Raw genomic sequence first — 14,505 nt, forward strand, 5'->3', positions numbered from 1 at the left:
ATGATCGATGTCCTTCAACTCTTTTTGATTACTGTTTTATCAAGCTGTTTACCTGTTCAGCTATCTTTTCAAAAGTAGTATCCAAAGACATTGCTAATTCTTTAAACAATAAATTTTGGATCGGGTCTAATAATTTGCGGTCTTGATCAAACATCTTTTTGTTTTCAGAATGCAGTTCCTGATCTTTGCGCATTAAGGTATTGGCTATTTTAGCAAATTCCTTCCGGTCTCCTGTCCTTACTATATCATGGTAGCGGCTGTACCGTTGTTTTGAATTTTCGATCCAGCTGCTCCCCGGCTGTTTGAAGAATTGTAAGATTTCCTCCGCTTCTTCTGGTTCCATCATTTTTTGCATCATCACTTTATCACTGTCAACGGGTGCACTGATGGTTAGATTGGCCTGATCAAGAGGATGCAGAACATAGTACGTTTTGGTCACATTTGAAATCGTTTTTTCGCAAATATCATCAATTCTGCTCAAACCGTGTACGGAATAAATAACTAAATCTCCAATTTGAAACATTGCCAAGCCCCCTTATCTCTCAGTTGTAAACCTAGTTTACATTCTATGATACTCCTATTACCATGAATTGTCAACTTTGTTGACAATGTATGAATAACACCAAATCATATTCCAAAAATTGACTAAAGGTAACAGGTGCCTTAAACTTTTAATAAATTCTATGACAGAAAAATTTCAAAATGAAAGGACGATGGAAATGAGTACAGAAAATCAAATTCTCTCCCTCAAAGAGCAAGCCGTGTCCTTTTTAAAACTCGTGGCATCGGGGCAAGTCCGAGAAGCGTTTCAGAGACATGCAGGACAGGATTTTCGCCACCACAACCCTTTTTTTCGGGGAGATGCCGATTCGCTTATGACGGCGATGGAGGAAAATGCCGTCATGAATCCTCACAAAATTTTTGAGGTCAAGCATGCCATTGAAGAGAAAGAGATGGTTATGGTTCACTCCCATGTAAAACAGAATCCAGAGGACCTGGGAGGAGTTGTGGTGCATATCTTCCGCTTCCAGGATAATCAGATGGTTGAATTATGGGATATTGGCCAAGCCATACCAGAGAACTCCCCGAATGAGAATGGAGTATTCTAGCATTTAAACGGTTGCAGTAAAGATTTTTAATGGATGGGGATGGATAACGTGAATTTTGTTGTCGATAAAGAATGGTTGGCAGAACAATTAAATAATCCGCAGGTTAAAATGGTCGATTGCCGGTTTGACCTAGGAAAACCGGATAAAGGGGAAAAGCTTTATCATGAAAGCCATATCCCTGGTGCTTACTATTTTCATTTAGAAAAACAGTTATCGGCTCCTGTCTCAAAGCACGGTGGCCGGCACCCGCTTCCGGATATCAATCAATTCAAATTAGAAATTGAAAAAGCAGGAATTGACAATACCAAAATGGTAGTGGCTTATGACGGTGGAGAGGGACAGTATGCATCCCGCTTTTGGTGGCTGCTTTCCTTTTTAGGACATGTAAAGGTCTATGTGTTAAATGACGGCTTTAAAGGATGGGTGGAGGCTGGTTACCCAACGACGGTGGAAATACCTGAATCTGAATCAGCTAAATTTGAAGTGAACATCCAAGAAGAAATGCTGGCTTCTTATGAAGAAGTAAAGAAAGTTGTCGAACATAAGAAGAAGTCTCCTGTATTAATAGATTCAAGGGATGGGGACCGTTATGCAGGAAAAATGGAACCAATAGATAAAAAAGCCGGCCATATCCCCGGTGCGATCAATAAATTTTGGGCAGAAGGATTGGAACAAGGAACATTTAAAAACCACGAGGAACAGAAAAAGAGATTTGCTGGGCTTGACCAAGAGGAACCCATTATTGTTTACTGCGGGTCGGGAGTAACGGCTACCCCTAATTACATCGCATTAAAGATGGCAGGTTACCAAAATGTAAAGCTATATGCGGGAAGTTATAGTGATTGGGTCTCATATGACGAGAATGAGGTAGAAAAGGGGAAAGCGTAAAATAAATTCTTTATAAAAATAAGTGCCTGTCACCGCCAAGGCGCCACAGGCACTTTTCCTTCCTTTCCTATCCAACTCATGTGGTCGGAAGCATGCGGCGCAAGTTTTTTTCTTTCCCTTTTTCTTTTCTTGGAGCTCCGTGCCCCGGTGCCTTGATAAATAGGGCCAATACCCCTGAGATGATACTCAACACGGCAATAAGCATAAAGGTTGGCACAAAGCCTCCCAGTGCTGCGGCAATAATGGATCCGGCCAATGCGCCGATTCCAAATCCTTGATAAATAACGCCATAGTTTTTACTTTGATTTTTCAAGCCATAGAAATCGGCAACAATTGCCGGGAAGACGGTAATGTTTCCCCCGAAACAAAAAGCAATTCCCGCGACACAGGCGAAGAACAGAATGTAATTAAGTGTTACAAAGCTTAAAACAGATACGGCTGCCGCGGTAACCAACAAAGCGCCCGCCACCACTTTTAAACGGGCAACTTTATCGGACAGCGCTCCAAGGATAATCCGGCCAATGGTGTTGAAAATGGCTACTAGTGCAACGGCATTGGCTGCTGTTGCCGCATTTAACCCAGCTAAACTAACCCCGATATCTTTTACAATCCCGATAAGATATAAACCGCTCATACATGCAGTAAAGAACATAATAAACAATAAGTAAGCTTCTTTTGTTTTAAGCATTTCTTTGACTGTGTAATCTTTGGCAGGTTGCCTTTGATCCGACTGGTAATGACCTGTTTCGTGCGCCTCATGCACCAGGAATGAACCGCCCGCCACCATCAACATGACAATGATGCCCCAGTATAAAAAGGTGTAAGACACACCAACGTTTTGGATGAGAGAGCCGTTAATGTATTTGAATATTAAACTGCCTGTTCCATATGCCCCAACAGATACTCCTGAAATCAGCCCCTTTTTCTCCGGAAACCATTTAATCAGATTGGATAAGGAGGTGATGTAGGCAGTTCCGTCGGCAAATCCAACGACCACCCCAGCCGTGATGTAAAGCAGCCATAATGCAGATACTTGTGAACTGATGATTAATCCAGCCCCGAGGACAATTCCCGCAACTAAGATTAACCTTCGAATTCCCCACCCATCCTGAAGTTTCCCCGCAAATAGTGTGGAAATGGCTAAGGAAAAACTGGTAATGGAAAAAGTGATAGCGACTGAACTTAGCTGCCAGCCGAAGCGATCCACTAGTGGCTGATTATATAAGCTCCATGTATAAATAGTTCCCAGGCCCATTTGAACGATAATCGTTCCCAAAACAATCAACCTGCGATTTGTTTGTGAATGCATGTTATTCTTCCTTTCACATATAACGGGGGTGATGCTTTTTAGTTTGTGTTTGAAAGGAAAGCATAACTCCAAATAAATAAAGGAAATCTTTTTAGGAGAGGAATGGAAGGAAAATATAAAAAAGCACCTATAGGTAGACTTTTTGGCCTGCATAGGTGCTTTTTAAAGAACTTTTATTTAACAACTTTAATATAGAAAAAGATATCCTGACCGACTTTTTTCGGCTCGGTCACGAGCTGGTAGCCATGTTTGACGGATTCTTCCGGGACACTTCGAAACGATTGCGGACAGTCGGCGATGACTTGTAAGACTTCCCCAATTTTCATGGTTTTTAGCGCATCCAGCGCATAAATGACAGGATATGGTCAAGGCTCGCCGCGAATGTCTAACGTGTAATTGACATCCACCATCTGGGACATGAAGTTAAGCCTCCTTTGTAACGTGAGAAACCCGTTCCGTTTTTTGAAGCTTGATTCCTTTTCCGTAACGGAACCGCTTTTCCCACCAATTTGATAACAAGAACCAAGCAGCCAGCATGGCCATCGTTCCAAATAGGGCTCCCATAGGTCCCCATTGTTCGATTAAGTTTACTTTTGGCCAATTTTCCACAAGGGCATGATAGATGCCGAGATGATCCCAGCCATAAGCAAGAACTGTTGCTCCAACAATATTGCCTGCGCCTACGACCCAGAATAACAGTTGGCCTTCCATGGCTCGGTACATCATACCAGTCTCACAGCCTCCGGCAAGGACAATGCCAAATCCAAAAAGAAGTCCGCCGATTGCTGTGCTGGGAGCAGCCATTTTAATAAGGGCAACAGAGCCGTTTTGAATGTAGATGAATGTTATGATGACACTGATCATCATCCCAGCAGCAATCGCTTTGGACATCACGGCACGGCCGCTGACCCATAGATCACGGAAAGCAGAAGTGAAACAGATTTGCCCGCGTTCAATCAGAATCCCGAACAGGGCTCCGGCTATACAGGCAACCGCAAGAAGAGATTTGCCTGTTGCAAAAAAGTAAAGAATAAGCCCAAGATACAGACAGGCAAAAAGGAGACCTAACACCGGCTGGATACTCTTTTTTTGGACATTCTGGGTGGTAATCGGTTTCATCGCGCCTTTCGTCAAGGTTGGCTTTCCCAGCCACCATTTCGTATTCACGACTTTGACACCAAAGAAAGTTCCAATGGCAGTGGTGAACATAAAGATCCAGGAATGGAACGAGAACTGGGGTACACCTGTAAAAAAGGCTGCCAAGTTGCAGCCAAGGGCCAAGCGTGCGCCAAATCCTGCGATGATTCCGCCGATGAACCCTTGGATTAATCGCCGCTTTTGTCTCGGCACGCGGATTTTAAAACTGTTGCTCAGTAAAATCGTAATTAAAGCGCCAACCAGCATACCGATGACAATCCAGCCATCAGTTCGGCTGATAGGAGTCCCTTCAATGCCCACCAGTTGAAAATACGCCCATTGTGACACGTCGACTCCGAACCATTGTAAAATATGCCCGCCTAATCTGGTGAATTCCCCGGTTACGGCCCAAACCGTACCTGTGATCCCGAAGTATAAGGCACTGACAAGGCCAGCAATACTAATGGCTATGTAGGGATTCCAATATTCTTTGAAGACCTTTTGATAAAGATTCATGAAACTGATCCCCCTTTTTTGAAAGATGATAATTTTAAAAATTTCCATATACACACCAATATATCGGTTATTTCGTTACATAACAATTTGATTTATCGTTAACTAAGATTAAAAACAATCGATATAATCGATATGTTTGAGTTTTATTGGCTATCAAATAACTTTGTCTCTTTCTATTAGTCATTTGTTTCAATTGGAACAAATGGTAGGTCGTGACATTAATTTACATCATTGATTGTCCTTACGTCGTTTATGCTCATTTTTTGCATGAAAGTACGGAGAAAGTTATCTGACTAGTCCGAATATAATAGGGACGCATACCTATTTTTTAAAAGAGGAGGAATCAGTTATGAGATTCAAGCGTCTTTCTGTGATCCTTGTGTTCCTGTTATTTATGGGTACACTTGGAGCACCATTGGCGGCTGCCAAGACGGCACCTGCCCCAAAAGCAGGTCTGAACGTTGTGGCACTGGGTGATTCGATTACGTTTGGTTATCCCCCGCCATCCACAACGGCTTTCCCAGATTTGATTTCAGGGGCAAAAAGTGTCGTGAAATTTGGCGGGAGCGGGGCGACTTCTTCACAATTGTTGGCAGTCATTAACTCCAATCAAAAAGAATTCAATGCCGCCATCCAACAGGCCGATGTGGTTACCATCAATATTGGCAGCAATGATCTTCTGCAGGCAACCGGCGTTGCGGAACTTTTAGCCAAACTGCAGCCGCTCTTGCCTAACTTGGAGGCCAATCTGGCTAATGGAGAAGTGGCTAAAGCGGTCCAATCCACAACCCTTACATCACCGACACCACAACAACTGGCACTATATACGGCAAATCTGGTAAGAATTATCGCGTCCGTTAAGGCGAAAACCAATGCTCCCATCATTTTATACAACCTGTATAATCCAATTTATTTGAGTGATAATCCTGTACTGAATGAGTTGCTCTTGGGACCTTTACATACCTTCATTGAGGGTAATCTAATGGTTGTAAATGGCATTATCAGCCAAGTAGGAAAATTCACAGGAGTGTATGTAGCCGATGCCTATTCAACCTTTAAAGCAAACCCGGCCGCCTATATTATCCCTTTCGATATTCACCCGACACCGGCAGGCCATAAAGCCCTTGCATTATTGGCAGATGCCAAGCTGAAATCTTTATCAAAATAAATCAGAGTGGGTATTAATCATAAGGGTCTAAATAATAGAGCATACTTGATAAAATCAGGTGTGCTTTTTTTATTTAATGGCTCTGTTATGGTTCATTGTTGATTTCTGAACTCACATAAACGGAGGAATTCCGTTTATTTTGAAATAGTAGTCGTTAGGAAGGGAAATAGGCGGAGATTTTCCGTTTAATTAACAAAAAAGCCTTAAAATCCAAGGAATGTATAGATTAACAGAAAAAAATCCGCTTATTTGTAGGGAAATATGCGCATTTCCTGATTTAGCAGGAATCTTTCCGCCTATTTTTCAATCCATAAAGTCGACATTAACCTTTAACAGAGCCTATTTAATAAAAATCGAAGAAGCTAAAGGGGAGCCAAGATGAAAAAACGATTAATGGAAATGTTGGATTCACGCAAAGATGAAATGATTCAAATTCGCCGTCATTTACATGAAAATCCAGAGTTATCCTTTAAAGAAGAAAATACATCACAATATATATTAAACTTTTATAAAGGTAAGGATGTTGAAGTTCAATCTAATGTGGGGAATGGTTATGGGATTATCATAACTATTAAGGGTGGAAAACCGGGAAAAACGATAGCCCTTCGCGCCGATTACGATGCCCTTCCGATTTTTGAAGAAACGGAACTTCCCTTTAAATCAAAGAAGGCAGGCGTCATGCATGCATGCGCACATGACGGACATACGGCTTACCTACTGATCTTAGCAGATTGCCTGATTCAATTAAAAAATGAACTACCTGGCACCATCAAAATTATACACCAGCACGCCGAAGAGGTACCGCCGGGCGGTGCAAAAAGCATTATCGATTCCGGGGTGCTTAATGATGTTGAAAATATTTTCGGCATCCATTTGCTTCCCATGAATCCGGCTGGTGTTGTCGGGTATCACAGTGGTTATTCCATGGCCGGGAGAGCCTACTTAAAGGTGGGAATTCAAGGGGTTGGCGGACATGGCTCCTCCCCTGATAAGGCAAATGATGCTATTGTTGCCGGGGCTCATTTTGTTACAGCGGTTCAAACCATCATTAGCCGCCGCTTGAATCCATTTGATATGGGGGTCATTACCATTGGCTCCTTTGATGGGAAGGGAACTTTTAATGTCATTAGGGACCGTGTCGAGCTTGAAGGCGATATCCGTTATATGTCAGATGAAACAAAAGAGATTATTGCGAAGGAACTACGCCGCTTGGCAGATGGCCTGGAGGCTGAGTTTGGTGTTCAATGTGAGTTGACCTTTACCCCAGATTATCCGCCGCTTTATAACGACCCGGAAATGACGGGCTTAGTAAAAAGGAGTCTTGAAGGTGTGAATGACCCAGATATTAAAGAAGTGGTGGAATATCCGATGATGTCACCTTCTGATGATTTTGCTCATTATTTAGAGAAAATCCCTGGCTGTTATTTTTATATTGGCTGTACACCAAAAGGGGTAGAAAAACCATATTTCAACCATCATCCCAAATTTGATATTGATGAAGATGCCCTGATTGTGGCTGCAAAAGCAGTCGGCATTGTTGTTTGCGGGTACTATGGATTGGCGTAATGTTTGGGGCATGTGAGGAAGCGAGAAATATTAAGGTAAAAGATTGTGAAAAAAGAGGATGCCCGTGCTGAAGCAAAGAGGGCATCCTCTTCATAGTATCTGTAAACGAAATTCCTTTTTACTCTGTTGATTGGAGCTTAAAATCAACTGCCCAATTTTATAGAGCTTTTCATGAGTTTAAGTTGATAAGCCCTTACGACAATACCATCATCGGCTGGTTCGAAGTCTAACTGAGGCAATCGCTCAAAGCCAAACCTTTCATATAGACTGATGGCATTTTTCATATATTCCCCCGTATGCAGCCCAATGGCACTATACCCTTTCGACTCAGCGCGCTTTATACATTCACGAATAAGGGCCGACGCCACCCCTTTGCCCTGTGCATCTGGGGCTACCGCAAGCATGCGTATTTCGGGATAGTCTAATTCGCCGATATATCCTTCTTCATAAGCATTTGTTTCCGCAGGAAAAAGAACAACACTGCCGACTATTTTCTCCTGTATGCGGGCAACGATTAATTCTACTCCCTCCTGTTCAGCCACAGCCGAGGAAATAGACTTGGCCAAAGCCTCCCAGTGTTCTAATGGCAGAACGTCTTTGTATTGGCGATAAGCCTCAATTCTTTGTTCTCGAATAGACGGGTACATCTTTATTTCAGCATCATAGATTTCTATTTTTTCCATTTCATCCACATCTCCCTTTGATCTACTGAATAAGGAACTTTTCTTGTTTTCCGCTCAGTGCATCTCTATGATGTTCTGAATTCCACACGGATACGTCAGGACCTTTTGGCAGGATTTTTGGTTCTGGCTTCTCGGGAGAAATGGTAATAGATAAATGATAATGTTTTTTTATGGCATCAAAATCTGTTGTATCTCCGAAACCTGGTGTTTGGTAGAGGTCGCGCACATACCCCCATAAGTTCTGAAACTCACGAATTAAATTCCGGTTTGTATGGAAGGCCGTAAAATAAGCGGCATCGAAGCGGACTAATGTCGTGTATAACCTGACGTCTGAATCGGTTATGAAATCTCCCAATAAAAATCTCTGTTTCGATAAGCGTTGCTCAAATTCATCTAATCTATTAAATAACGCGTCATAGGCAGCTTCATAAGATTCTTGAGTTTGGGCAAATCCGCATTTGTATACCCCGTTGTTAACGTCCGTGAAAATAATCTCATTTAATGCATCTATTTCCTGACGGAGAGGCTCTGGATACAAATCAGGGGCATTTTCCTTATGATAGGGTTTCCAGGCTGTTTCTAAATAGTTGGTCAGCTTAAAATAATCGTTATTGACAACCTTACGGGAATGGATGTCGATGATGGCTGGAACAGTTGGCCGACCCGAATAGTTTGGATCGGTGTGGTGATAGATTTCACTCATGTATTGGAAACCTAAAACTTCATCTACCCCGTCTTTATTCAGTGAAAATTCCCAATCCACATGTGGAAGCCTTGGACGGATTGGACTAACAGTTCCTAAACTGATAGCTTCTTCTAATCCAAGAACTTTTCGTACAATGACAGAGCGATGGGCCCAAGGACATGCAGCAGACCATATGAGCCGATAGCGGCCCGCCATAACCGGGAGGTCCTGTGGTTGATTACCAAATGGTGTATTGAATCGATTTACTTGGCGCTTGAAAGAACCATCTACGCTGATTTCTGCTGTTTTTTGATTGGTCATTTTTAAAATCCTTTCTGAACTTCTTTTTTGATGTAGGAGGAAGAGTCCATAATCTAGAAATTCCACTTTCATTTTTAAAATCCTGTAAATTAATAAAAATCCAATTTTGTTTGTAAAAGGCTGCCTTTTAACGAAGTGACAAATTCTTATTACTATATTGGCGGATAGCAGCCTTTGAGGCTTTCGTCTGCTGATTGGTGACGTTCACAAAAATCTTAAGTATAATGGCAATTATATAGGATGAAATAGGACGTGAGTATAGAGTGAAGAATATAACGGTGGAAGACTTGGTTAAGAGGTTTTCATTGAAAGTACTCGCAGGCGAAGGGCAGATGCAAAATCTGATTACACAGCCGCGAGTGCATCGCCCTGGTCTGGAATTTGTCGGCCATTTTGACTTTTTTCCAACAGAACGGGTTCAAATCTTGGGAAAAAGGGAAATTACCTATTTACATAAGTTAACCAAAGAGGAACGGAAAATCCGCATTGGAAATGTGGTCCACTATCAGCCCCCATGTTTTATTGTACCTGCTGGTGAAGATGGACTGACCTACCTCATGCATCATTGCACAGAGCAGGGAATCCCTTTGCTGATAACGGACAAACCTGAGAAAACGTCAGAGTTTATCACCAAGTTGGAAGCATATTTGACAAAGCAACTGGCACCGGAAATGACGGTGCATGGGGTTTGCATGAATGTGTTTGGAATCGGCGTGTTAATCCGCGGCAATTCAGGGGTGGGCAAAAGCGAAACAGCCCACACTTTGATTGGACGCGGACACCGGTTGGTGGCGGACGATATCGTGGTTTTGAAGCAGCTGAGTACCCAAACCATATTGGGGACGCATAATGTGAAAAACAGGGAGTTTTTGGCACTTCGCAGCATCGGGTTGTTGAATGTGGTCCGTGTATACGGCCGAAAGGCGTTTCAAGATGAAACAAGGATTAGTCTTGATATCCACCTGACGAAATGGGAAAAAGATGCCTTGAATAATGATTTAGACAAGGAATTTGGTTATACCGAATATATGGGTGTCAAAATTCCTTCGATTGAAATCCAACTCCAGCCTGGACGCGATGTGGCGGGGTTAGTTGAGGCAGCGGCAAATAACTGGTATTTGAAGCAGGAAGGGTACAGCGCGGCGGAAGAATTCATGAGCCGAATCGAGGCAGAAATATTGAAATCCAGTATGGAATCAGATAAATAAGACCTGGCACACCCGCGGGTTTTCTGAGTGCCTGAAGCGGAAATCAACAGTCATTCTGACAGATCCTTTTTTACATAGTCATTTTAGTGCTCATGGAACCTTGTGGAAAGACTTTTCACTTTTTTAAAGTCTCTAAATAGTTTATAATTATCAGATAATAGTAGTATAATGATTTTAATCTATGAATCGTTCAAATTGAGACAGAATAGGTGCATATACGTGTCTTGCTTTTTTCACATCGAAGCAGGTCCACTTGCCCTTTTCTGCCAATATAGGGGATAAGGATGGATATCATGAGCAACGTAAAGGGGAAAACAGACGTTATACTAATTGGTGCGGGCATCATGAGCGCAACATTGGGGTCATTGCTGAAAGAGCTGGAACCAGAATGGGAAATTAAAGTGTTTGAGAAACTTGAAAAACCAGGTGAGGAAAGCTCGAACGAATGGAATAATGCAGGAACGGGGCATTCTGCGCTTTGTGAGCTGAACTATACCGTCGAAAAACCGGATGGATCCATTGATATCAACAAAGCGGTTAATATTAATGAACAGTTTCAGCTGTCAAGACAGTTTTGGTCCTATCTTGTAAATAGTAATCTAATCCGCAATCCGCAGGATTTTATCAAGCCATTGCCACACATGAGCCTAGTGCTGGGCGATAAAGATGTTACTTTTTTGCAAAAACGTTTTAAAGCGCTTTCGGATAACCCTCTGTTTCAAGGGATGGAGTATTCGGAAGATCCTGAAAAGCTGAAGGAATGGGTTCCGCTCATCATGGAAGGCCGAACATCTAATGAACCGATAGCAGCAACCAAAATCGACTCGGGAACGGATGTTAATTTCGGTGCGTTAACTCGCATGTTGTTTGACCACTTGAAAAGCCAAAACGTCGAGGTCAACTATAAACATAGTGTGGAAGATATTAAACGGACAGAGGACGGCTTATGGGAATTGAAAATCTGGAACATGGCAACGGGTAACATCGAACGCCATACGGCCAAATTCGTGTTTATCGGCGCTGGCGGCGGAAGCCTTCCATTGCTGCAAAAAACGGCAATCCCTGAATCAAAACATATTGGCGGATTCCCGGTAAGCGGATTGTTTATGGTATGCCATAATCCGGAAGTGGTGGACAAGCATCATGCAAAGGTATACGGCAAAGCCAAGGTGGGGGCTCCGCCAATGTCTGTTCCACATCTGGATACAAGATTCATTGATAACAAGAAAGCCTTGCTGTTCGGACCGTTTGCCGGATTCTCACCAAAGTTCTTAAAAACAGGATCAAATCTGGATTTAATCGGTTCTGTGAAACCGAATAACGTCCTCACGATGTTGGCAGCAGGCGTGAAAGAGTTGTCACTGACAAAATACTTGATCCAGCAAGTGATGTTATCGAAAGAACAGCGGATGGAAGAGCTGCGGGAGTTTATCCCGAACGCCAAGAGCGAAGATTGGGGTATCGTGGTGGCGGGCCAACGCGTGCAAGTAATTAAAGATACGGTGTCCGGCGGCAAAGGAACCCTTCAATTCGGCACGGAAGTCATAACTGCCCATGATGGATCAGTCGCCGCGTTATTGGGAGCTTCCCCAGGTGCGTCCACTGCGGTTCATGTCATGCTGAAAGTCTTGGAAAGATGCTTCCCGCAGCAAATCCAAGACTGGGAGTCGAAAATCAAACAGATGATCCCTTCATATGGCGAGTCATTGATGGACAACCCTGAACTGCTCGAGGAAGTTCATAAGACAACTGCGCAGGCGCTGGGATTAGTCGAAAAAGAGCTTGTTCATAATTAATACTTTGAATAGAAAAGATGAATAGATGTAAAAAAGACCCTTTCAATAGTTTGAAAGGGTCTTTTTTCATGGCCGCTTTTTATTTTGCCAGTAACGGTGGGTTCCTTACCTCATCCGCTTTACGATAAACAAGCGCCAAAAGCATGGATGGAATTGAACAGGCAGCCATGCCGATAAAGGCGTATCTTGGCTCGATTTCAAACAAGTACCCGCCGAAAATCGTGAACACGGCCGTACCCCAGCTAAGGGCCAACGCAGAATACAATCCTTGCGCAATCGGGATTTGTTCATGCGGAATATTTTTAATCAAATATTTCATAAACGCATAATGTCCCATCGCAAATGAGAAGGAATGCAAGATTTGCGCAATACAGAACACCATCACATTTGGAAAGGCAAATACCAAAATCCACCGTACGGTTGAACCAAGCGCGGCCAGCGTCAACAGTGAGCCTGCGGAAAATCTTTGAAACATCCGGTCGGCGACGGAAAAGAAAATGATTTCCGCCAGTACGGCAATGTTGAGGATCACGCCAATTAAATATTTAGGAGCGTTAATGTCCTGTAAAAACAGATAGCCGTAGTTATAATAAGAAGCATGTGCCGACTGCAGCAAAATGACGATGACGAGTACCATGCCAAAATGTTTAATGCGGAACAATTTTAGCATGCTGGGTTTTTCTGTTTGCTGCTTTTGCGGTTTTTCAGATAATACCAAAGGAGCACGCAGGAAGCCAAGACACACAAATACCACTATTCCAAGCAACAATGCCCATAGAATCACATCATCCCCCAGTTTACCGGTAAAGACGGTTAAGATCATACCTGCCACGACAAACCCGAGCGACCCCCATGAGCGGCTTTTGCCATAGTGTTTTAATTGCTTGCTTTGTACAAGGACACCGGCGGCGCTATCCAATGCCGGCATCAATGTCGGGTAAATAATATGGAGAAGCAAGGTGACCCCAAGTAATCCGTTGAACGAGTGCACGGGAATATAGAAAAGAGTGGTAATCAGCGTAGCGATGGCCATTCCGTTTAATAATGCCTTGCTGCTGAATTTCCCCGATAAGTAAGGATACGCAAATAAGGTGGAAAGTCCCCTGGCAACCAAGCCCAAACTCATGATCAAGCTGACTTGTGAAATGGAAATCCCTTTTGTATCGACCATCCACCCCGTCCAATAGGGCAAAAAGATGCCCCAAGTCATATAAAAAGTGAAAAACTGCCGGCCCATCCAGCGTTGTGTATTCATTTTTGTTTCCCCCCAATGATTGCATGATATCATGGAGACAGGTACGATAATAGGAGATATCTCATATTCTGAGGTGGATGATGGAAATTTACAAAAATGAAAAAAGGCGGCTTTTTTTGGAACAGCATTCTATTACTCATTTATTTTCCTTTCCGATTGAAGAATTTATGGAAGTCCATGAATATAAACGCGATGAATGGATCATTCAGGAAGGCATGCGCCCGGATTTTCTTTTTTATGTGATTGAGGGCAAAGCGAAAATTTATATGACCCATTTAAACGGCAAAGTATCCTTAATTAATTTTATTAACCCAAATGATTATATCGGAGAAATGGAATTGTTGAATGATGTGTATTATACAAAAGGAATCCAAACCTCCACGAAAACAGTTTGTTTGGCCATTCCATTTAACCGCTGCCGGGGGCTGTTGCTCGAAGATGTGAAATTTTTGCGAGAACTGACCCGTTTTTTAAGTGTAAAGTCTACCACCATGGCAGCGAAATATGCGCAAAGCCTTGCCTTCCCGCTTGAAAACCGGCTGGCTGATTTTATTTTACAAACAGCGGATAATCAAGTGTATAAGGAAAAACATGTAATGGTTTGTGACTTTTTAGGGGTATCTTACCGGCATTTACTGCATGTCCTGGGGCAATTCTGCGAAAAAGGGTATTTGGAGAAGGATGGGCGGCACTATCATATTCGAAGGCCGGAAGTATTGCGGGAAATCGCTGGAATGTTAAGGAATGAGTAAAGGCCTGACAAATCCTTGTCAGGCCTTTTTCAAATAGTATGAGGGGAAAACCAGCAGGAATACGCCTGTTTTTACAGCCTGCGGGAATGGATTAGCTTGTCAATCGCAAGTA

General features: G+C 42.9%; 14 protein-coding genes. 7 read left to right on the forward strand and 7 right to left on the reverse strand.

All coding sequences use genetic code 11. The features are described from left to right. Positions 1–28: 28 nt before the first annotated feature. On the reverse strand, positions 29–523 hold the full coding sequence (locus tag ACY8D0_RS08630; protein ID WP_462410109.1) for a CarD family transcriptional regulator: 495 nt from the start codon (positions 521–523) through the stop codon (positions 29–31). 196 nt (positions 524–719) lie between these two features. On the opposite strand from ACY8D0_RS08630, the gene ACY8D0_RS08635 reads away from it, so the two are divergent. Both ACY8D0_RS08635 and ACY8D0_RS08640 read left to right on the forward strand, forming a co-directional pair. Then, positions 720–1,109 carry a nuclear transport factor 2 family protein gene (locus tag ACY8D0_RS08635; RefSeq protein ID WP_462410110.1) on the forward strand — a complete coding sequence of 130 codons (390 nt, stop codon included), beginning with the start codon at positions 720–722 and terminating at the stop codon, positions 1,107–1,109. Between the two features lie 48 nt (positions 1,110–1,157). Further along, positions 1,158–1,997: a sulfurtransferase gene (locus ACY8D0_RS08640; protein WP_462410111.1), complete on the forward strand. Its 840-nt coding sequence runs from the start codon at positions 1,158–1,160 to the stop codon at positions 1,995–1,997. A gap of 76 nt (positions 1,998–2,073) precedes the next feature. On the opposite strand, the gene ACY8D0_RS08645 is transcribed toward ACY8D0_RS08640, so the two are convergent. The 3 genes from ACY8D0_RS08645 to yedE all read right to left on the reverse strand — a co-directional run bounded on the left by ACY8D0_RS08645 (position 2,074) and on the right by yedE (position 4,959). Further along, a complete protein-coding gene (locus tag ACY8D0_RS08645) occupies positions 2,074–3,306 on the reverse strand; it encodes an L-lactate MFS transporter (RefSeq protein WP_462410112.1) in 1,233 nt (410 codons plus the stop codon). 173 nt (positions 3,307–3,479) lie between these two features. Further along, positions 3,480–3,659 (reverse strand): sulfurtransferase TusA family protein, encoded by a 180-nt coding sequence (locus ACY8D0_RS08650; protein ID WP_462411327.1) that lies wholly within the window; start codon positions 3,657–3,659, stop codon positions 3,480–3,482. Positions 3,660–3,729: 70 nt separating this feature from the next. Further along, positions 3,730–4,959: a selenium metabolism membrane protein YedE/FdhT gene (gene yedE, locus ACY8D0_RS08655; protein ID WP_462410113.1), complete on the reverse strand. Its 1,230-nt coding sequence runs from the start codon at positions 4,957–4,959 to the stop codon at positions 3,730–3,732. 349 nt (positions 4,960–5,308) lie between these two features. On the opposite strand from yedE, the gene ACY8D0_RS08660 reads away from it, so the two are divergent. Next, positions 5,309–6,127: an SGNH/GDSL hydrolase family protein gene (locus ACY8D0_RS08660; RefSeq protein ID WP_462410114.1), complete on the forward strand. Its 819-nt coding sequence runs from the start codon at positions 5,309–5,311 to the stop codon at positions 6,125–6,127. A 378-nt stretch (positions 6,128–6,505) separates the two neighbouring features. After that, on the forward strand, positions 6,506–7,693 hold the full coding sequence (locus ACY8D0_RS08665) for an amidohydrolase (protein WP_462410115.1): 1,188 nt from the start codon (positions 6,506–6,508) through the stop codon (positions 7,691–7,693). Between the two features lie 143 nt (positions 7,694–7,836). Here ACY8D0_RS08665 and ACY8D0_RS08670 read toward each other — a convergent pair whose 3' ends face one another. Continuing rightward, positions 7,837–8,376: a GNAT family N-acetyltransferase gene (locus ACY8D0_RS08670; RefSeq protein ID WP_462410116.1), complete on the reverse strand. Its 540-nt coding sequence runs from the start codon at positions 8,374–8,376 to the stop codon at positions 7,837–7,839. A gap of 22 nt (positions 8,377–8,398) precedes the next feature. Continuing rightward, the gene (locus ACY8D0_RS08675) at positions 8,399–9,382 is read right to left on the reverse strand and encodes a glutathione S-transferase family protein (RefSeq protein WP_462410117.1); all 984 of its coding nucleotides are present in this window, start codon (positions 9,380–9,382) and stop codon (positions 8,399–8,401) included. A 263-nt stretch (positions 9,383–9,645) separates the two neighbouring features. On the opposite strand from ACY8D0_RS08675, the gene hprK reads away from it, so the two are divergent. Next, positions 9,646–10,590: an HPr(Ser) kinase/phosphatase gene (hprK, locus tag ACY8D0_RS08680; RefSeq protein WP_462410118.1), complete on the forward strand. Its 945-nt coding sequence runs from the start codon at positions 9,646–9,648 to the stop codon at positions 10,588–10,590. Positions 10,591–10,883: 293 nt separating this feature from the next. Next, positions 10,884–12,386 carry a malate:quinone oxidoreductase gene (locus ACY8D0_RS08685; RefSeq protein ID WP_462410119.1) on the forward strand — a complete coding sequence of 501 codons (1,503 nt, stop codon included), beginning with the start codon at positions 10,884–10,886 and terminating at the stop codon, positions 12,384–12,386. A gap of 79 nt (positions 12,387–12,465) precedes the next feature. Here the strand turns inward: ACY8D0_RS08685 and ACY8D0_RS08690 are convergent, their stop codons facing one another. After that, positions 12,466–13,641 (reverse strand): MFS transporter, encoded by a 1,176-nt coding sequence (locus ACY8D0_RS08690; protein WP_462410120.1) that lies wholly within the window; start codon positions 13,639–13,641, stop codon positions 12,466–12,468. Between the two features lie 80 nt (positions 13,642–13,721). Here ACY8D0_RS08690 and yeiL point away from each other — a divergent pair, with 80 nt between their 5' ends. Beyond that, positions 13,722–14,393: a transcriptional regulator YeiL gene (gene yeiL, locus ACY8D0_RS08695; RefSeq protein WP_462411328.1), complete on the forward strand. Its 672-nt coding sequence runs from the start codon at positions 13,722–13,724 to the stop codon at positions 14,391–14,393. The last annotated feature ends 112 nt before the right edge of the window (positions 14,394–14,505 follow it).

The sequence above is a fragment of the Neobacillus camarae genome (genome assembly GCF_054950115.1).